Raw genomic sequence first — 18,486 nt, forward strand, 5'->3', positions numbered from 1 at the left:
GGCGGTGATGGGCAAGTTCCTGCCGTGTCGGGGCAGTTGGTCGAGGCGGTGCGGCGGCGCCTGGCGGAGAGCGGTGGGGAGCCGACGCCCGCCGGAGTGGCGGCCGCGCTGCGGCGGGAGGGGCGGCTGCTCGGCGACACCGAGGTGCTGGCGATCGTGGGCGCGCTGCGTTCGGAGATGGTCGGCAGCGGGCCGCTGGAGCCGCTGCTGGCCCAGCCGGACGTCACCGACGTGTTGGTCACCGCGCCGGACGAGGTGTGGGTGGACCGGGGCCGCGGCCTGGAGCGGGTCGACGTGCGGTTCGCGGACGCCGATGCCGTACGGCGGCTGGCGCAGCGCCTTGCCGCCGTCGCCGGGCGGCGGCTCGACGACGCCCGGCCGTGGGTCGACGCCCGGTTGCCCGACGGCACGCGGCTGCACGCGGTCCTGCCGCCGGTGGCGGTCGGGTCGGCCTGCCTGTCGCTTCGGGTGGTGCGGCGGCGGGCGTTCAGCCTCGCGGAGCTGGCCGCCGCGGGCACGGTGCCCCCGGGCGGCGAGGGGCTGCTGCGCGGACTCCTCGACGCCCGGCTGTCGTTCCTGGTGAGCGGCGGGACGGGCAGCGGCAAGACGACGTTGCTGAGTGCGCTGCTGTCGCTGGTGCGGCGGGACGAGCGGATCGTGCTGGCGGAGGAGTCGGCCGAGTTGCGGCCGGATCACCCCCACGTCGTACGCCTCGAAGCCCGCCCCGCGAACCAGGAGGGTGCCGGCGAGGTGACGTTGCAGGACCTCGTGCGGCAGGCGCTGCGGATGCGGCCCGACCGGCTGGTCGTGGGAGAGGTGCGGGGGCGCGAGGTGGTCGACCTCCTGGCCGCTCTGAACACCGGCCACGAAGGCGGCTCGGGGACCGTCCATGCGAATGCTGCCGGCGACGTGCCCGCGCGGCTTGAGGCGCTGGGTGCTGTCGCGGGACTCGACCGGCCCGCTCTGCACAGCCAGTTGGCCGCGGGGGTGTCGGTGCTGCTGCACCTGGTGCGCGATCGGCGGGGGCGCCGGCGGATCGCGGAGGTGCACGTACTGGAGCAGGATGCGGCGGGGCTGGTGGCGGCGGTGCCCGCGGCGGTGTGGGCGGCCGACGGGTTCGCCCGCAGGGCCGGGTGGCCCCGGTTGGAGCGGCTGCTGGCGCGGGGCGGGGGTGCGGCGTGAGCGGGGAGGTCACGGCGGTCGCGCCGGCGTGCGGCGCGGCGTTGTGCGCGGGGGCGGCCGTGGTGCTGGCCGGCGGGCGGAGGCACGCGGTGCGGAGGGCCCGGGTGTTGCTGGGGCCGCCGGGGAGCTCGGTGCGGGCGGGGCAGCGGTGGCGGGTGGCCGCGGTCGTACGGACGTGGGGTGGGCGACGCGAGTTGTGGTGCCTGCCGGCCGGGGGCGCGGTGGCGCTGCTGGGTGCGTCGTGGCTGCCGCTGCTCGCGGGGGTGGTGGCGGTGCCGCTCGTCGGGCGGCGGCTGCGTGGCCGGGAGCGGCGCGGTGCGGAGGCGCTCCGGGCGGCGGCCGTGATCGAGCTGTGCGCGGCGGTCGCGGGCGGGTTGCGGGCCGGGCGGCAGCCGGCCGAGGCGCTGCTCGCGGCGGCACACGGTGGGCCCGCGGGCGGTCCTGAGGTGCTGGCCGCCGCGCGGTTCGGCGGCGATGTGCCGGGCGCGCTGCGGTCGGCGGCCGGGGCGCCCGGTGCGCAGGGGCTGGCGGGTGTCGCCGCGTGCTGGCAGGTGGCAGCGGGCGGCGGTGCCGGACTGGCGGACGGGCTGGACCGGGTGGCGGCGGCGTTGCGCGCGGAGCGGGACGAACGGGAGGAGTTGCAGGCCCAGTTGGCGGGCCCGCGGGCGACGGCCCTGCTGCTGGCCCTGCTGCCCTGCTTCGGGCTGCTGATGGGCTCGGCGCTCGGCGCCGCGCCGCTGCGGGTGCTGCTGCACACGCCCGCGGGGCTGGTCTGCCTGGTGGCGGGCGGTCTGCTGGAGTGGGCGGGGCTGGCCTGGGTGGGCCGGATCGTGCGAGGTGCGCATGCGTGCTGAGTTCATCCACAGCCTGTGGACAATGCTTTCGATGCTGGCCGCCGCGTACTGCGCGGCGGACGCGGCCCTCGCGTCCTGGCGGGCCCGCGCCTGGCGGCGCCGGCTCCCCGCCGTGCTGGGCCCGGTGGCGCCGCCCGTGCGCCCGGAGCCGGTCGCGCGGCCCGGCGGCGGGCAGGAGCCGGCCGTGGCGCGGCTCCGGGCAGCGGTGGTGCGGTGGGGTCCCGGGCTGCTCGCGGGGGCCGCGGTGCTCATCTTCGTCGGCGGGGCGGTCGGCGCGGTGGCGGGACTCGCCGCCGCGTACGGCATACGGCGGTGGCAGCGCCGCACGGCCGCCGTCGCACGCCGCGACGCCGGCATACGGACCGGCCCCGACCTCGCCCTGGCCGCCGACCTCCTCGCCGCCTGCCTCGCGGCCGGCGCGGGTCCGCGGGAGGCCGCCGCCGAGGTGGGCCGCTCGCTGGGCGGACCGGTCGGGACACGGGTCGCGCAGGGCGCGGCGGAGTTGCGCCTCGGCGCCGCCCCGCACGCGGCCTGGGCGCCCCTCGCGGAACTCCCGGGCGCGGCACGGCTGGCCGGCTGGCTGGAGCAGGCGGACCACACGGGCGTACCGGTGGTCGACGCGGTCTCCCGGCTGGCGGCCGAGTGCCGGGCGGAGGAGACCCGCGCCGCCGCGGCCCGGGCCCGCCGGGCGGGCGTCAAGGTGGCGGGCCCGCTGGGGCTGTGCTTCCTGCCCGCGTTCCTGGCGGTCGGGGTGGCGCCGGTGGTGATGGGCCTGGCGGCGCAGTTGCTGGGCGGCAGTCGATGAAGGACACGGATTCGGATACGGAGACACGGGGGTTGAGATGGCCGGCAGGTTCGTCCGGAGGGTGCGCGCGTACGCACGGAGGCTCGGCGGGGACGCGGGGATGACGACGTCCGAGTACGCGGTGGGCACGATCGCGGCGGTCGCGTTCGCGGCGATCTTGTACAAGGTGGTGACGAGCGATGCGGTCGGCGGTGCGCTGCAGGCGGTGGTGGAACGCGCGCTGGACGTCCCGTTCTGACCCGGGCCGCGCCGGGGCGCGGACGGACGCGGGGGTCGTCACCGCGGAGGCGGCGGTGGCCGTTCCGGCTCTCGTGTTCCTCGCCCTCGGGCTGGTCTGGGCGTTGATGGCCGCGGCAGCCCAGATCCAGTGCGTGGACGCCGCCCGCGCGGGCGCGCGGGCGGCAGCCCGGGGCGAGCCCCCGGATGACGTGCGCGGGGCGGCACTGGCGGCGGCTCCGCGCGGGGCGGACGTGGCGGTGGCGCGGGCGGGCGATCTGGTGCGTGTACGGGTGCGGGCGGCGGCTCCCGGGCCGGGGTCGCTCTCCCTCGACCTCGGAGGGGAGGCGGTCGCCCTTGTGGAAGAGACCGTTCGATGACCGGGGCGGGGCCACGGTGTGGTCGGCGCTGGCCTGCTTCGCGCTGTGCGCGGTGTTCGCCGCCGCGCTGGCTCTGGGGCAGGCGGTGCACTCCCGCCACCGCGCCGGCGGTGCCGCCGACCTGGCGGCGCTGGCGGCGGCGGACCGGGCGCTGCTCGGCGAGGCGGCGGCCTGCGCCGCGGCCCGCCGGGTGGCGGCGGCGCAGGGGGCCAGGCTGCTGCGGTGCGCCGTCTCCGGGGAGGTCGCGGACGTCGTGGCGTCGGCCCGTACCGGCCGCTTCACCGCCGAAGTCCGCTCCCGCGCCGGCCCGGCGGCCCCGGCCGGTCACGCGGCCGGTCCCGCACCCGGCCCGCGGCCGGGCTTGCGGTAGAGCGCGCTCCAGCGTTCAGACTCCCGCTTTGGCAGACACACGAAAGGACTCCGCATGAAGTACCGCACGATCGGCGCCGACCCGCAGAACCGGCGCGAGGTCAGCGTGCTCAGCCTCGGGGCCATGCTGTTCGGCTCCAGGACCGACGAGGAGACCTCGTTCGCGATCCTCGACCGCTACGTGGCGGCGGGCGGCACGTTCGTCGACACGTCCGACAACTACGCGTTCTGGGTGGACGGTTCGCAGGGCGGCCAGAGCGAGAGCCTGCTCGGGCGGTGGCGGCGCAGCCGGGGGATCGGCGACGAGGTGGTCATCGCGACCAAGCTCGGTGCCCGGCCGCTCGCTCCCGGCACCTCGTACGTCGACAACGCCGAGGGCCTGTCGGCGGAGGTGATCCGGCAGTCCGCGGAAGAGAGCCGGCAGCGGCTCGGGGTGGAGAAGCTGGACATCCTGTACGCGCACATCGATGACATGACCGTCCCGCAGGAGGAGACCGTCGAGGCGTTCGGCGCGCTCGTGGCGGAGGGCTCCGTCGGGCTGCTGGGTGTCAGCAACCAGTGGGTCTGGCGGGTGGAGCGGGCCCGTGTGCACGCGGCGGCCTCCGGCCTCGCCGGGTACGAGCTGCTGCAGTACCACCACACCTACCTGCGCCGGCGCACCGACCGCCCCAGCGAGATCGACCCGGACGGCTCCCCGGGCGGCGCGGACGGCGCGATGCTCAGCTACCTGCGCCACAACCCCGGGCTCACGCTCGTCGCGTACTCGCCGCTGCTCGCCGGGGGCTACGTCCGCGCGGACAAGCCGCTCGGGGACGAGCTGGACCACCCGGGGACGCCGGCGCGGCTGGAGGCCCTGCGGGCGGTGGCGAAGGAGGCCGGGGCGACGGTCAACCAGGTGGTGCTGTCCTGGCTCATCGGCGGGGAGGTGCCGGTGATACCTCTGGTCGGCGCCTCGTCAGTGGCGCAACTGGACGAGAGCCTGGCCGCGGTGGACCTGGAGCTGACGGGGGACCAGCGGGCCCGCCTCGACGCCGCCGGCTGAGCTTCGGCAGCGGGGCAGGACGTTGCCGCGCGCGGGAGCCGGGCGGGGGATTCGGGTCGGTCGGTTCGGTCCCTGCCAGCCCGGTCGGCGTAGTCCGTCAGCTCGCGTCCGCCGCCTCCGGCTGCGCCTCCGCGGCCGCGGGCTCCGCTCCCTCTCCTGCCTCCCGCAGCAGCGTCGTCAGCAGGCGTACCGCCGCTGCCTTGTCCAGCGGGTCGTTCCCGTTGCCGCACTTCGGGGACTGGACGCAGGACGGGCAGCCGGAGTCGCACTCGCAGGCGGCGATCGCGGCGCGGGTCGCGCCGAGCCAGTCGCGGGCGACGCCGAAGGCGCGTTCGGCGAAGCCGGCGCCGCCGGGGTGGCCGTCGTAGACGAAGACGGTCGGCAGCAGGGTGTCGCCGTGCAGGGGTACGGAGACGCCGCCGATGTCCCAGCGGTCGCACGTGGCGAAGAGCGGCAGCATGCCGATGGCGGCGTGCTCCGCCGCGTGCAGGGCGCCGCCCAACTGCTCCTGGGCGATGTCCGCCGCGTCCAACTGGTCGTCGGTGACGGTCCACCAGACGGCGCGGGTGCGCAGCGTCCGCGGAGGGAGGTCGAGCTTCGTCTCGCCCATGATCTCGCCAGTGATCAGCCGGCGGCGCAGGAAGGAGACCACGTGGTTGGTGACTTCGACCGACCCGAAGCACAGCCGGGCGTCGCCCCACGGGATCTCGCGCCCGGTCTCCAGCACGGAGACGGAGGTGGTGTCGCGGGCGACGGTGGTGTACGGGGGGTCGGCGCGCTCCACGAGCGCCACGTTGTCCTCCAGGTCCAGGGTGCGGACCACGTAGGTGCGGCCCTGGTGGAGGTGGACGGCGCCCTCGTGGACGGTGGTGTGGGAGGCCGCGGCGTCGACGGTGCCGAGCAGCCGGCCGGTGCCGTCCTCGACGACGTCGACGGGGCGGCCGCCCCCGCCGCGGATGTCGGTGAGGTCGCAGGCCCGTTCGCGCCGGGTCCAGTGCCAGGCGGCTCCGGGCCCTGTGCCCCGGCGGCGCAGCAGCCCGCGGTCGGCGAGCTGCGGCAGCAGTCCGGCGGCTTCGGCGCCGAAGCACGCGGAGTCCCCGGTGAAGTCGGCGTCGGTCAGCGGCAGTTCGGCGGCGGCGGCGCACAGGTGCGGTGCGAGCACGTACGGGTTGTCCGGGTCCAGCACCGTGGACTCCACCGGGCGGCGGAAGAGCGCCTCCGGGTGGTGCACCAGGTATGTGTCCAGCGGGTCGTCCCGCGCGACGAGCACCGCCAGCGCGCCCTGCCCCGACCGGCCCGCGCGCCCGGCCTGCTGCCAGAGCGAGGCCCGGGTGCCGGGGTAGCCGGCGATCAGCACGGCGTCCAGGCCCGACACGTCGACGCCCAGCTCCAGCGCGGACGTCGCGGCCAGCCCCAGCAGCTCGCCGGACTGCAGCGCGGCCTCCAGGGCCCGCCGTTCGTCCGCCAGATAGCCGCCGCGGTAGGCGGCGACCCGGTCGGCCAGCGCCCGGTCGACGGCCGCCAGCCGGTCCTGGGCGATCATCGCGACCAGCTCCGCGCCGCGCCGGGAGCGGACGAAGGCGACGGTCCGTACGTCCGCGATCGCCAGGTCCGTCAGCAGCTCAGCGCACTCCGCCGTGGCCGTGCGCCGCACCGGCGCGCCCCGCTCGCCGTGCAGCTCCGTCAGCGGCGGCTCCCACAGCGCGAAGGCGACCTCCCCCCGCGGCGACGCGTCGTCCGTGACCTCCGCCACGGCCCGCCCCGTCAGCCGCTCCGCCGATTGCCCCGGCTCGGCCGCCGTGGCGGAGGCGAGGAGGAACACCGGGTCCGCGCCGTAGCGCGCGCAGAGCCGGCGCAGCCGCCGTACCACCTGGGCGACGTGGGAGCCGAAGACGCCGCGGTAGGTGTGGCACTCGTCGATCACGACGTAGCGCAGCGCGCGCAGGAAGGACGACCAGCGGGAGTGGGCCGGGAGTATGCCGCGGTGCAGCATGTCGGGGTTGGTGAGGACGAGGTTGGCGTAGAGGCGCACCCACTCGCGTTCCTCGGTGGGCGTGTCACCGTCGTAGACGGCCGGGCGGACGGCCTTGCCGAGCGGGGCGGCCAGCGTCTTGACCGCGCGCAGTTGGTCGGCGGCCAGCGCCTTCGTCGGCGCCACGTACAGGGCCGTCGCGCCCCGCCCGTTGGGGGCCTCGGAGCCGTCGAGCGCCGCGCTGAGCACGGGCGCCAGATACGCCAGGGACTTGCCCGACGCCGTGCCGGTTGCGGCGATCACCGAGTCGCCCGCGAGCGCGTACGCGGCCATCCGCGCCTGGTGCGCCCACGGCCGCCCGATTCCGGCCGCCTCGATGGCGTCGATCACCTCGGGACGGATGCCGGCAGGCCAGTCGGCATGGCGCCCGCCGCGCGGGGGCAGGTGCTCCGTATGAGTGATGCGAGCGGCGCGGTCCTCCCGGGCGGCGAGCCGGCGCAGCGCGGTGCGTGGCGTGACATGCGCCGGACCGGCCGCAGTGCCGTCCGCCGTCGTGCGGTCGGCCGTGCCGGGCAGTGCGCCGTCGGGCGGTCCTGCCGGTGTGACGTGCGGTGCGCCAGAGCGCGCGCCGGGCACGTGCCCCGGCCGGGTGCCGGCGGCCGCGGGGGCTGCCCCCGGCTCGTTCGCGTCCCTCCACTCGTTCGCGTCCATCGGCACGAGTGTGTCACCGATGCGACGGACAATGACCCCAAGGCGTCGTGCACGCCCGGGGGTAAGTGATTGAATGCCATGGCGGATGCCGATCCGTCTCCGGCCGGACGGCGGGGGACGCCCGGGGCAGCCGCTCGCTGAAAGGTGCTGGAGGATCCGTGGACCTGTCCCTGTCGACTCGTACCGTGGGCGACCGCACGGTCGTCGAAGTCGGTGGCGAGATTGATGTGTATACCGCCCCCAAGCTGCGTGAGCAGTTGGTCGAGCTGGTCAACGACGGCAGCTACCACCTGGTCGTCGACATGGAGCGCGTCGACTTCCTCGACTCCACCGGCCTGGGTGTCCTCGTCGGCGGACTGAAGCGGGTCCGGGCCCACGAGGGCTCGCTGCGCCTTGTCTGCAACCAGGAGCGCATTCTGAAGATCTTCCGTATCACGGGCCTGACCAAGGTGTTCCCCATCCACACCTCGGTCGACGAAGCCGTCGCCGCGAAGGACTGACTCAGGACGCCATACAGGCGGAGGGACCGGGCCGCGCGCCGGGTCCCTCCGCGGTTGGCTCCGGTACGGATGCATCCCGTGGCGTACGGGATGGCGTGGGATGACGTGAAGGGGATGGCATGCCCACCGTTGAATTGCGCTTCAGTGCCCTTCCCGAGCACGTCCGCACGGCCCGCCTGGTGGCGGCCGCGGTCGCGCGCCGGGCGGGTGTGGACGAGGCGGTGCTCGACGAGGTGCGCCTCGCCGTGGGCGAAGCCTGCCTGCGCGCCGTGGGGCTGCACCAGCACAACGGGCTCTCGGGTCCGGTGCGGGTGGTGCTCACCGAGGAGGAGAAGAAGTTCTCCATCGAGGTCGGCGACGACGCGCCGACCGTTCCCGGCCACGTGCCCGCCGCCCGCAGCACCGCCGAGACCCACCCCGACCCGGACGGCGACGGGAACGCGAGCGGCCCGGGCGGCGACGAGTCGGACATAGACGACGAGATGGGTCTCGCGGTCATCAGCGGGCTGGTCGACGACGTCGAAGTCACCGCGGGCGAGTCCGGCGGCACGATCCGGATGAGCTGGCCGGCCGCCCCCGCGGCAGCGGGCTCCTGACGCCCGTACGGCCCTCTGCGGGCCGTACGGCGGTTCCTCGTCCCGTACGGGGCCCTGATCCCCGTACGGCCGCCCTGAGGCGCGTACGGCGCGCTGAGGCCCCTACGCCGGCCTGAGGCCCACGGCTGTCCGGGGGCGTACGGCAGAACCGGCCCACCCGCGCGCGGCACGCCCGCCCGTACCCCCGCACCCGGCCCCCACGCGCCCCCGGGCCCGTACGGCAAACCCCTGCCACCTTGCGGCTTCCCCCGCCCGGTGCCGATCAACTCCGGCCAACCGCCGCGCCGCCCGCCCCCCGGCCCTCCCCCAACCCACCCCTTGACCCGGGCATTTCAAGATCAAGGAGCTTCTGATCAGCGCTTTCTCCGGGCCCGGAGATCATTTTCCCGGCATTGCCCCGCCGTTCCCGCATCCCTCTTTCGAGCGAATTGACAGACGCTCGTCACCGCATTGATCGTCGTCGGAGCCGAATTCCCCCGGGGACGCTCTGTTTTGATCTAGTTCCGCTCCCTACAATCCGTCCACAACTTGCAGCTCAGGACGCCTGAGCGCTGCGGCCGCCCAAACCCCGACCGCCCATACCCGCAGTCGGGGCTGCCGCGCGCCCATGTGCCGTACGTCAAGGAGGACGAATGGCGGGGCATTTCACCCCACTACAGCAGGACCACCTACTGGCCGTGGAACTCACCAGCGGCAACCGGGCCATCGTGGCGATCATCGCCGTGGTCGCGCTTGCCGCACTCGCGGTCGCCGTGGTCTTGCTCCGTCAGGTACTCGCCGCCGGCGAGGGCACAGACAATATGAAGAAGATCGCGGCGGCGGTACAGGAAGGTGCGAACGCCTATCTGGCCCGCCAGTTGCGCACCATCGCCATCTTCGCGGCCGTGGTGTTCTTCCTGCTCTTCCTGTTGCCCGCGGACGACTGGTCGGAGCGGGCGGGACGCTCGATCTTCTTCCTGGTCGGTGCCGCATTCTCGGCCGCGACCGGGTACATCGGCATGTGGCTCGCGGTCCGCAGCAACGTGCGCGTGGCAGCCGCCGCGCGCGCCGCCACTCCGCGCGAGGGCGAGCCCGCCAAGGACCTCACCGCGGTGAGCCACGAGGCGACCAAGCTCGCGTTCCGCACCGGCGGCGTCGTCGGCATGTTCACCGTCGGCCTCGGCCTGCTCGGCGCGTGCAGCGTCGTGCTCGTCTACGCGGCCGACGCGCCCAAGGTGCTGGAGGGCTTTGGCCTCGGCGCCGCGCTGATCGCGATGTTCATGCGTGTCGGCGGCGGCATCTTCACCAAGGCCGCGGACGTCGGCGCCGACCTCGTCGGCAAGGTCGAGCAGGGCATCCCCGAGGACGACCCGCGCAACGCCGCCACCATCGCCGACAACGTCGGCGACAACGTCGGCGACTGCGCCGGCATGGCGGCCGACCTCTTCGAGTCGTACGCCGTCACCCTGGTCGCCGCGCTCATCCTGGGCAAGGTCGCCCTCGGTGACGCCGGTCTCGCCTTCCCGCTGATCGTTCCGGCGATCGGCGTGGTCACCGCCATGATCGGCGTCTTCGTCGTGGCGCCCAAGGCCAGCGACCGCAGCGGCATGACCGCCATCAACCGCGGCTTCTTCATCTCCGCGGTGATCTCCCTGGTGATGGTGGCCATCGCCGTCTTCGCGTACCTGCCCTCGTCGTACACGGACCTCGACGGCGTCGGCGCCGGCATCGCCGAGCACGACGGCAACCCGCAGGTGCTCGCGCTCGTCGCGGTCGCCATCGGCATCGTGCTCGCGGCGGTCATCCAGCAGCTCACCGGCTACTTCACCGAGACCAACCGCCGTCCCGTACGGGACATCGGCAAGACCTCGCTGACCGGCCCGGCCACGGTGGTGCTCGCCGGCATCTCCATCGGCCTGGAGTCCGCCGTCTACACCGCGGTCCTCATCGGTCTCAGCGTCTACGGCGCGTTCCTGCTCGGCGGTACGTCCATCATGCTGGCGCTCTTCGCGGTGGCCCTGGCCGGCACCGGCCTGCTGACCACCGTCGGCGTCATCGTCGCGATGGACACCTTCGGCCCGGTCTCCGACAACGCCCAGGGCATCGCCGAGATGTCCGGCGACGTCGAGGGCGACGGCGCCCAGGTCCTCACCAACCTGGACGCGGTCGGCAACACCACCAAGGCCATCACCAAGGGCATCGCCATCGCCACCGCGGTCCTCGCGGCGGCGGCGCTCTTCGGCTCGTACCGCGACGCGGTCAACGAGGCGGTGTCGGAGGCGACGAACGTCGGCAACCCGCTGGCCCTCAGCCTGGACATCGGGCAGCCGAACAACCTCGTCGGCCTCATCCTCGGTGCCGCGGTCGTCTTCCTCTTCTCCGGTCTGGCGATCAACGCCGTCTCCCGCTCCGCGGGCGCGGTGGTCTTCGAGGTGCGCCGGCAGTTCCGCGAGCACCCGGGGATCATGGACTACTCGGAGGAGCCGGAGTACGGCAAGGTCGTCGACATCTGCACCCGGGACGCGCTGCGCGAGCTGCGTACGCCCGGTCTGCTCGCCGTCATGGCGCCGATCGCGGTCGGCTTCACGTTCGGCGTCGGCGCGCTGGCCTCGTTCCTCGCCGGTGCCATCGGCGCGGGCGTGCTGATGGCGGTCTTCCTGGCCAACTCGGGCGGCGCCTGGGACAACGCCAAGAAGCTCGTCGAGGACGGCCACCACGGCGGCAAGGGCAGTGAGGCCCACGCCGCCACGGTGATCGGCGACACGGTCGGTGACCCGTTCAAGGACACCGCGGGCCCGGCGATCAACCCGCTGCTGAAGGTGATGAACCTGGTGGCGCTGCTGATCGCGCCGGCGGTGGTGAAGTTCTCGTACGGTGACGACGCCAACCTCGGGGTACGGGCTGTCATCGCGATCGCGGCCATCGGGATCATCGCCGGTGCCGTGTACATCTCCAAGCGCCGCGGCATCGCGGTCGGTGACGAGGAGTCGGAGACCACGGCGCCCACCGGCCCGTCGCCGACGTCGTCGACCGATCCGGCGGTGGTCAACGGCTGAGACCGGGCCACGGCACCACACCCCGCCGGCCGGGAGGCGACACAGCTCCCGGCCGGCGGGGTGTGGTGGTTCTCGGCGGGGCCGCTGTTACTCCTGTGACTGCGGTGATCTGCTGTGGCAGTTGTGGCAAATGGTGCACGACGCGGCGTGCGGCCCCGGCGATTCGTCGTACCGGCGGGGTGCCGGTGTATGTTCCGGGTGTCTCAGTCTCGAAGGGATGATCCGGTGAACAAGAAGCTTGCCGCCGCCCTGGCCGGTGCCGCCGTCACGCTGCTCGCGGCGACCGGCTGCAGCGATGACAACGGGGCGGAGGTCCAGAAGTGGGCGGGCTCCCTCTGCGACCGGATCCAGCCGGAGCTGCAGAAGCGGGACCAGGCCAACCTCGCCATCGGCGAGGCGACGACCGAGAAGGACCCCCGGAAGGTGCAGGAGGCGGACGCCCAGGCGTTCGGCGAGATCTCCGAGGCGTACACGGCGATGAGCAAGGCCGTGAACAAGGTGGGCGCGCCGCCGGTCGACGACGGCAAGAACACCCACGGCGGTGCCGTGACCGAGCTGCAGCAGGTGGCCTCGGCGTACGCGGACCTGCAGAAGCAGGTGGAGGACCTGGACGTCAAGGACCAGGCGGCGTTCGCGGAGGGCCTGCGCGAGCTGGCGGGCGAGGCCGACAAGATCAGCAAGAGCGGCGACCAGGCGCTGAACAAGCTGCAGGCGGGCGAGGTCGGCCAGGCGCTGGCCGAGCAGGAGGGCTGCCAGAAGTCGAAGGCCAAGCCGTCGCAGAAGGCGTAGGGGCACGCGGCGGGCTGGTCGGCGGGGCGGCCGCGGCGGCAGCACAATGGTGCCCGTGAGCGCGACCGACGATCTTCCCCTCCCCGACTTCCCCTTCCCCGACGGCGCCGCCGAGCTGCGCGCGGCGCTGCTCGCGGCGGGCTTCACCGCCGACGGCCTGCTGGACCTCCTGGGCGCCCCCGCGTACGCGGCCCTCGCGCGCAGCGAGACCGTCCCCGCCGAGCGGGCGACCCGGTGGCCGCCCGGCGGGACGCCGCCGGCGCTCGCCACCCTGACCCGGCTCTTCCTCCTCCAGCACGCCGTCCCCCGGGCGCACGCCGAGGCGGTGCTGCCGCTGGCCGCGTGCCTCACGGACGGCTGGGTGCGGGAGGACGGCGAGGCGGTACGGGCCGTGGTCGACGTCCGGCCGTACAGCGGCCCCGAGGGACAGGACTGGTGGATCGTCTCGGATCTGGGCTGCGCGGTGGGGGGTGCCGCCGGGGCACGGCGGGCCGGTGCGTACGGAACCGGGCCACCCGGTGCGTCCGGCGCGGATCTCGTCCTCGGCGTCGGCGGCGCCTCCACGACGCTCGCCGGGCTCACCGTGCCGCTCGACGGCGGGCGCGTACTCGACCTCGGCACCGGCTCGGGGATCCAGGCGCTGCACGCCGGCGCCCGCGCCGACGCCGTCACCGCCACCGACGTCAACCCCCGCGCCCTCGACTGCGCCCGGCTCACGCTCGCCCTCTCCGGCGCGCCCACCGCGGACCTGCGGGCCGGGTCGCTCTTCGAGCCGGTGGCCGGCGAGCGGTACGACCTGATCGTCTCCAACCCGCCGTTCGTCATCTCGCCCGCCGCCCGGCTGACCTACCGCGACGGCGGCATGGCCGGCGACGAGCTCTGCCGCACGCTGGTCGCCGGAGCCGCGGGACACCTCGCCGAGGGCGGCTACTGCCAGCTCCTCGCCAACTGGCAGCACGTCGAGGACGAGGACTGGCGCGAGCGCGTCGCGGGCTGGGTGCCGCCCGGCTGCGACGCGTGGATCGTGCAGCGGGAGGTGCAGGACGTCACGCAGTACGCCGAGCTGTGGCTGCGCGACGCGGGCGACCACGCCGACCCCGCGGCGTACGCCGCCCGCTACGACGACTGGCTCGACGCCTTCGCCGCCACCCGCACCCGCGCGGTCGGCTTCGGCTGGATCACCCTGCGCCGTACGGACGCGGCGGAACCCGCGGTCACCGTCGAGGACTGGCCGCACGCCGTCGAACAGCCGCTCGGCGCGGCCGTGGTGGAGCACTTCGCGCGGCAGGACTTCCTGCGCCGTACGGACGACGCGGCGCTGCTCGCGACGACGTTCCGGCTCGCGGACGACGTGGTGCAGGAGCAGGTGGGCCGACCGGGTGAGGAGGACCCGGAGCACGTGGTGCTGCGCCGGGAGCTGGGGATGCGGCGGGCGACGCGGGTGGACACGGTCTCCGCGGGCTTCGCCGGCGCGTGCGACGGGACGCTGCCCGCGGGGGTCATCCTGGACGCCATCGCGCAGGTGCTGGCGGCGGACCCGGCGGCGCTGCGGGAGCGTACGCCGGAGATGATCAGGCTGCTGGTGGAGCAGGGGTTCCTGGCCCCGGCGGGCTGAGTCCTGGCGGACCCGGCCCGCGCCGGGGCGGGGTCACGCCACGTTCCGCACCACGGCCCACACCACCGCCACGCCCAGCACCGCCGCCGTGCCGAGCCGCCCGAAGGACGGCCGCCAGCGGCGCCCGCGCAGGCCCTCGTACAGCCAGCGGCCGTAGAGCACCGCCGCGAACGGCAGGCCGAGCAGCAGCATCAGGGCGTTGCTGTGGAAGGCGGAGCCGAGGTCGCCGTGGAGGAGGTCGTACGCCATGCGGGTAGCGCCGCAGGCGGGACAGTCCAGTCCTGTGGCCCAGTTGAACGGGCAGCGGGGCAGCCAGTGCCCCGGCTCGTGGGGGTTCGTGCCGTAGAGGTACGCCGCGCCCGCGGCCCCCGCCGCCGCCAGTGCGAGCGGTGCGGTGGCCGGCCGGCGCAGCAGGCGCCGTACGCGCGCCGCGCCCCTGCGCCGTACGCCCTCCGCCGGCCGCGGGGGTGCGGTACCCGCCGTCTCCGGTCGCGGGGAAACGGGAGGCGGCGGGTCCGGGTGCCCAGGGGGCGCCGGAGGGCTGTCGGCGTCAGGAGCGGAGGACGCGGCCCTTGGCATCGGTCTTGTCGTCGCTGACGAGGATCATGATGCCGTCGATGAGGGCCCAGATGCCCACGCCGCCGCAGGTGAGGAGCTGGGCGATGGCCATGCCGGTGTGCCCGGTGTAGAAGCGGCCGATGCCCAGCGTGCCGATGAAGAGCTGCAGCACGCCCGCGACGATCTTGGACTTGTCCGAGTACGGACGGCCGTGCGGGTCGTAGCCGTACGGAGCGTTCGGGTCGTAGCCCGCCGCGGCGGCCGGGGCCTGCGGGAGACCGCCGGGCTGACCACCCGGGTAGCCGTACCCCGGCTGCTGGCCTGCCTGCTGCGCGTACGGGTTCTGGTTCGGGTCCTGCTGGCCGTACTGCGGATAGCCGTATCCCGGCTGGGGCTGCTGCCCCGGCTGCCCGGGCTGGCCCGGCTGTCCGGGCTGCTGGCCATAAGGATTCTGATACGGATCGGACACTGGTACGTCCCCCCGGTCGGATGTCTGAAGTGGTGGGCTCCGAACGGGCCTCGCGGCGCGGTCGGACGCCCATACTCCCATCCGTAGTACTGGCTGCTGTCAAGGGGCTGTGCGATACAGGCCACCACGACCGGAATGTGCCCTGTGCGGGAGCTAGGCGGCTTGTCGGGTTACCGTTCGAGTGGCGCCCCGGGTTTTAGCCGCTTGACACGGGGGCGGGTTGTACCGTCACACTCCGCAGCAACGCCCAGCACAGCGACGTACGACCCGCACAGCCGTCCACAAGAGGTCCCACAAGGCCCACCGATAACGACCACCGGCAAGATCGCCGCGAATCCCCCCACCAGATCGCTGCCAGCTTCCGACCGGAGAAGAGAGAGCCGAAGTTGTCCGCCACCAGCAAGACCCGCCGACTCGTCATCGTGGAGTCGCCTGCCAAGGCGAAGACGATCAAGGGCTATCTGGGCCCCGGCTACGAGGTCGAGTCGAGCGTCGGGCACATCCGCGATCTCCCGAACGGCGCCGCCGAGGTGCCGGCGAAATACAAGGGGGAGTCCTGGGCGCGGCTCGGGGTGAACGTCGATCATGACTTCGAGCCGCTGTATGTGGTGAACAGCGATAAAAAGCAACAGGTCAGCAAGTTGAAGAAACTGCTGGCCGAGTCGGACGAGCTGTATCTCGCGACGGATGAGGACCGCGAGGGCGAGGCCATCGCCTGGCACCTGCTGGAGGTGCTGAAGCCCAAGGTCCCGGTGCACCGGATGGTCTTCCACGAGATCACCAAGGACGCGATCCGCCAGGCCGTCGCCAACCCGCGCCAGCTCAACCAGAAACTCGTCGACGCCCAGGAGACCCGCCGCATCCTCGACCGGCTGTACGGGTACGAGGTCTCGCCGGTGCTGTGGAAGAAGGTCATGCCCCGGCTCTCCGCCGGCCGGGTCCAGTCCGTCGCCACCCGCCTCGTCGTCGAGCGGGAGCGCGAGCGCATCGCGTTCCGCTCCGCCGAGTACTGGGACCTGGCCGGTGTCTTCTCCCCCAAGCTCTCGGCTTCGCTCGAGCAGGGGGTACCCCCATCCGGCCGCGCCGGCGACGCCACCGACCCCCGCAGCTTCGGCGCCAAGCTCTCCGCGGTCGACGGCCGCCGGATCGCCCAGGGCCGCGACTTCGGCCAGGACGGGCAGCTCAAGGGCGGTTCCTCGGCCGACGTGCTGCACCTGAGCGAGGAGAGCGCCCGCGCGCTGGCCGCCGCGCTGCAGGACACGGCCTTCGCCGTACGCAGCGTCGAGGCGAAGCCGTACCGGCGCTCGCCCTCGGCCCCGTTCCGTACGACCACGCTGCAGCAGGAGGCGTCGCGCAAGCTGGGGCTCGGCGCCAAGGCCACCATGCAGGTGGCCCAGCGGCTGTACGAGAACGGCTTCATCACCTATATGCGCACCGACTCCACCACGCTGTCGGAGACCGCGGTCGCCGCCGCGCGGGCGCAGGTCACGCAGTTGTACGGGCGCGACTACCTGCCGGACCGGCCGCGGAACTACGCGGGCAAGGTGAAGAACGCGCAGGAGGCGCACGAGGCCATCCGGCCCTCCGGCGACCGCTTCCGCACGCCGGCGGACACGGGGTTGTCCGGCACGGAGTTCCGGCTGTATGAGCTGATCTGGATGCGTACGGTCGCGTCGCAGATGAAGGACGCCACCGGGCAGTCCGTGACGGTGAAGCTGGGCGGCACGGCGGCCGACGGGCGGGACGCCGAGTTCTCCGCGTCCGGCCGGGTCATCACGTTCCACGGCTTCATGAAGGCGTACGTCGAGGGCTCCGACGACCCCTCCGCCGACCTCGACAACCGCGACCGGCCGCTGCCGCAGCTCGCCGAGGGCGACCGGCTGAGCGCCGAGGAGATCACCGCCGACGGGCACGCCACCAAGCCGCCCGCCCGCTACACCGAGGCGACGCTGGTCAAGGAGCTGGAGGAGCGGGAGATCGGCCGCCCGTCCACGTACGCCTCGATCATCGGCACGATCCTGGACCGCGGCTACGTCTTCAAGAAGGGCACGGCCCTGGTGCCGTCCTTCCTCTCCTTCGCCGTCGTCGGCCTGATGGAGAAGCACTTCGGCCGCTACATCGACTACGACTTCACCGCCAAGATGGAGGACGACCTCGACCGCATCGCGCGCGGCGAGGCCGAGGCGGTGCCGTGGCTGCGGCGCTTCTACTTCGGTACGGACGACGTCGCCACCCCCGCCGGGGAGCGGGCCGGCGCCGACCACCTCGCGGGGCTGAAGGAGCTGGTCACCGACCTGGGCGCGATCGACGCCCGGGAGGTGTCCACGTTCCCGGTGGGCGAGGGCATCGTGCTGCGCGTCGGGCGCTACGGGCCGTACGTCGAGCGCGGCGAGCGGGACACCGAGGAGCACCGGCGCGCGGACGTGCCGGACGAACTGCCGCCGGACGAGCTGACCGTGGAGCTGGCCGAGGAGCTGCTCGACAAGCCCAGCGGGGCGTACGAGCTGGGCACCGACCCGGACAGCGGGCGCGAGATCGTCGCCAAGGACGGGCGCTACGGGCCGTACGTGACCGAGGTGCTGCCCGAGGGCACGCCGCAGTCCGGCAAGAACGCGGTGAAGCCGCGGACGGCGTCGCTGTTCCAGTCGATGTCGCTGGACACGGTGACGCTGGCGGACGCGCTGAAGCTGCTGTCGCTGCCGCGGGTCGTGGGCGCCGACCCGGAGAGCGGCACGGAGATCACCGCGCAGAACGGGCGGTTCGGCCCGTACCTGAAGAAGGGCACCGACTCGCGCTCGCTGCAGAGCGAGGACCAGCTCTTCACGGTCACGCTGGAAGAGGCGCTCGCGCTCTACGCCCAGCCCAAGCAGCGCGGGCGGGCCGCGGCGAAGCCGCCGCTCAAGGAGCTGGGCGAGGACCCGGCGAGCGGCAAGCCGGTGGTGGTCAAGGACGGGCGCTTCGGTCCCTACGTGACCGACGGCGAGACGAACGCGACGCTGCGCCGCGGGGACGAGCCGGAGTCGATCACGCCGGAGCGCGGGTTCGAGCTGCTGGCGGAGAAGCGGGCGAAGGGGCCGGCGAAGAAGACCGCCAAGACCGCGGCGAAGAAGGCTCCCGCGAAGAAGGCGCCGGCCAAGAAGGCGCCGGCCAAGAAGGCGGCGGCGAAGAAGACCGCCGCGAAGAAGACGGCGACGAAGACCGCGGCGAAGAAGGCGACCGGGACGAAGACGGCGGCGGCGAAGAAGGCCACGACGAAGAAGACCGTGTCGGCGAAGGCGGACGTGCCGGACGAGGACCTGTAACGCCCGGCGGGGGGCGGAGGCCGCGGATTGTCCACAACCGGCCGGTAATCCACAGAACCGGGCAAGTGTTCGTGCGGAGCTCGCCGGTCCG

General features: G+C 73.9%; 16 protein-coding genes. 13 read left to right on the forward strand and 3 right to left on the reverse strand.

Translation table 11 applies throughout. The annotated features are described in order from the left end of the window. Positions 1-36 precede the first annotated feature (36 nt). From CXR04_RS19970 to CXR04_RS20000, 7 genes are all read left to right on the forward strand, one after another. On the forward strand, positions 37-1,182 hold the full coding sequence (locus tag CXR04_RS19970; RefSeq protein ID WP_101423719.1) for a TadA family conjugal transfer-associated ATPase: 1,146 nt from the start codon (positions 37-39) through the stop codon (positions 1,180-1,182). Continuing rightward, a complete protein-coding gene (locus CXR04_RS19975; protein ID WP_101423720.1) occupies positions 1,179-2,036 on the forward strand; it encodes a type II secretion system F family protein in 858 nt (285 codons plus the stop codon). Before CXR04_RS19970 ends, CXR04_RS19975 begins: the two co-directional genes overlap by 4 nt. Further along, entirely contained in the window at positions 2,020-2,841 is an 822-nt protein-coding gene (locus tag CXR04_RS19980) for a type II secretion system F family protein (RefSeq protein ID WP_101423721.1), read from the forward strand. The genes CXR04_RS19975 and CXR04_RS19980 overlap by 17 nt, the downstream gene beginning before the upstream one ends. 100 nt (positions 2,842-2,941) lie before the next feature. Next, positions 2,942-3,079, forward strand: coding sequence for a DUF4244 domain-containing protein (locus tag CXR04_RS19985; RefSeq protein WP_234380345.1), 138 nt, complete (start codon positions 2,942-2,944; stop codon positions 3,077-3,079). Then, the gene (locus tag CXR04_RS19990; protein ID WP_234380347.1) at positions 3,021-3,437 is read left to right on the forward strand and encodes a TadE family type IV pilus minor pilin; all 417 of its coding nucleotides are present in this window, start codon (positions 3,021-3,023) and stop codon (positions 3,435-3,437) included. Before CXR04_RS19985 ends, CXR04_RS19990 begins: the two co-directional genes overlap by 59 nt. After that, positions 3,415-3,807 carry an Rv3654c family TadE-like protein gene (locus CXR04_RS19995; RefSeq protein ID WP_101423724.1) on the forward strand — a complete coding sequence of 131 codons (393 nt, stop codon included), beginning with the start codon at positions 3,415-3,417 and terminating at the stop codon, positions 3,805-3,807. The genes CXR04_RS19990 and CXR04_RS19995 overlap by 23 nt, the downstream gene beginning before the upstream one ends. Before the next feature lie 54 nt (positions 3,808-3,861). Further along, on the forward strand, positions 3,862-4,848 hold the full coding sequence (locus CXR04_RS20000; protein WP_101423725.1) for an aldo/keto reductase: 987 nt from the start codon (positions 3,862-3,864) through the stop codon (positions 4,846-4,848). Positions 4,849-4,945: 97 nt separating this feature from the next. Here the strand turns inward: CXR04_RS20000 and CXR04_RS20005 are convergent, their stop codons facing one another. Beyond that, positions 4,946-7,531, reverse strand: coding sequence for a DEAD/DEAH box helicase (locus CXR04_RS20005; protein WP_101423726.1), 2,586 nt, complete (start codon positions 7,529-7,531; stop codon positions 4,946-4,948). 158 nt (positions 7,532-7,689) lie between these two features. Here CXR04_RS20005 and bldG point away from each other — a divergent pair, with 158 nt between their 5' ends. The 5 genes from bldG to CXR04_RS20030 all read left to right on the forward strand — a co-directional run bounded on the left by bldG (position 7,690) and on the right by CXR04_RS20030 (position 14,066). Beyond that, positions 7,690-8,031: an anti-sigma factor antagonist BldG gene (gene bldG, locus CXR04_RS20010; protein WP_018835875.1), complete on the forward strand. Its 342-nt coding sequence runs from the start codon at positions 7,690-7,692 to the stop codon at positions 8,029-8,031. Positions 8,032-8,150: 119 nt separating this feature from the next. Then, on the forward strand, positions 8,151-8,627 hold the full coding sequence (locus CXR04_RS20015; RefSeq protein ID WP_101423727.1) for an ATP-binding protein: 477 nt from the start codon (positions 8,151-8,153) through the stop codon (positions 8,625-8,627). A 632-nt stretch (positions 8,628-9,259) separates the two neighbouring features. Beyond that, positions 9,260-11,662, forward strand: a complete 2,403-nt coding sequence (locus tag CXR04_RS20020) for a sodium-translocating pyrophosphatase (protein ID WP_234380349.1) — start codon at positions 9,260-9,262, stop codon at positions 11,660-11,662. Between the two features lie 225 nt (positions 11,663-11,887). Then, a complete protein-coding gene (locus CXR04_RS20025; protein ID WP_101423729.1) occupies positions 11,888-12,451 on the forward strand; it encodes a small secreted protein in 564 nt (187 codons plus the stop codon). Positions 12,452-12,497: 46 nt separating this feature from the next. Next, positions 12,498-14,066: a DUF7059 domain-containing protein gene (locus tag CXR04_RS20030; protein ID WP_101423730.1), complete on the forward strand. Its 1,569-nt coding sequence runs from the start codon at positions 12,498-12,500 to the stop codon at positions 14,064-14,066. A 33-nt stretch (positions 14,067-14,099) separates the two neighbouring features. On the opposite strand, the gene CXR04_RS20035 is transcribed toward CXR04_RS20030, so the two are convergent. Together CXR04_RS20035 and CXR04_RS20040 are read right to left on the reverse strand one after the other, a co-directional pair. Continuing rightward, positions 14,100-14,480, reverse strand: coding sequence for a DUF2752 domain-containing protein (locus CXR04_RS20035; RefSeq protein WP_234380791.1), 381 nt, complete (start codon positions 14,478-14,480; stop codon positions 14,100-14,102). 136 nt (positions 14,481-14,616) lie between these two features. Beyond that, positions 14,617-15,093 carry a TM2 domain-containing protein gene (locus CXR04_RS20040; RefSeq protein WP_234380350.1) on the reverse strand — a complete coding sequence of 159 codons (477 nt, stop codon included), beginning with the start codon at positions 15,091-15,093 and terminating at the stop codon, positions 14,617-14,619. A 386-nt stretch (positions 15,094-15,479) separates the two neighbouring features. Between CXR04_RS20040 and topA the strand changes: the two genes are divergently transcribed. Beyond that, positions 15,480-18,395, forward strand: coding sequence for a type I DNA topoisomerase (topA, locus tag CXR04_RS20045; RefSeq protein WP_101423733.1), 2,916 nt, complete (start codon positions 15,480-15,482; stop codon positions 18,393-18,395). The last annotated feature ends 91 nt before the right edge of the window (positions 18,396-18,486 follow it).

The sequence above is a fragment of the Streptomyces sp. CMB-StM0423 genome, from assembly GCF_002847285.1.
GTDB lineage: Bacteria > Actinomycetota > Actinomycetes > Streptomycetales > Streptomycetaceae > Streptomyces.

Excerpts from the sequence above, each read along its gene's own strand:
- CXR04_RS19985 (WP_234380345.1), top strand. The coding sequence starts at position 2,942 with ATGACGACGTCCGAGTACGCGGTGGGCACGATCGCGGCGGTCGCGTTC.
- CXR04_RS19990 (WP_234380347.1), top strand. The coding sequence starts at position 3,021 with ATGCGGTCGGCGGTGCGCTGCAGGCGGTGGTGGAACGCGCGCTGGACG.
- CXR04_RS20000 (WP_101423725.1), top strand. The coding sequence starts at position 3,862 with ATGAAGTACCGCACGATCGGCGCCGACCCGCAGAACCGGCGCGAGGTC.
- CXR04_RS20005 (WP_101423726.1), bottom strand. The coding sequence starts at position 7,531 with ATGGACGCGAACGAGTGGAGGGACGCGAACGAGCCGGGGGCAGCCCCC.
- CXR04_RS20015 (WP_101423727.1), top strand. The coding sequence starts at position 8,151 with ATGCCCACCGTTGAATTGCGCTTCAGTGCCCTTCCCGAGCACGTCCGC.
- CXR04_RS20020 (WP_234380349.1), top strand. The coding sequence starts at position 9,260 with ATGGCGGGGCATTTCACCCCACTACAGCAGGACCACCTACTGGCCGTG.
- CXR04_RS20030 (WP_101423730.1), top strand. The coding sequence starts at position 12,498 with ATGGTGCCCGTGAGCGCGACCGACGATCTTCCCCTCCCCGACTTCCCC.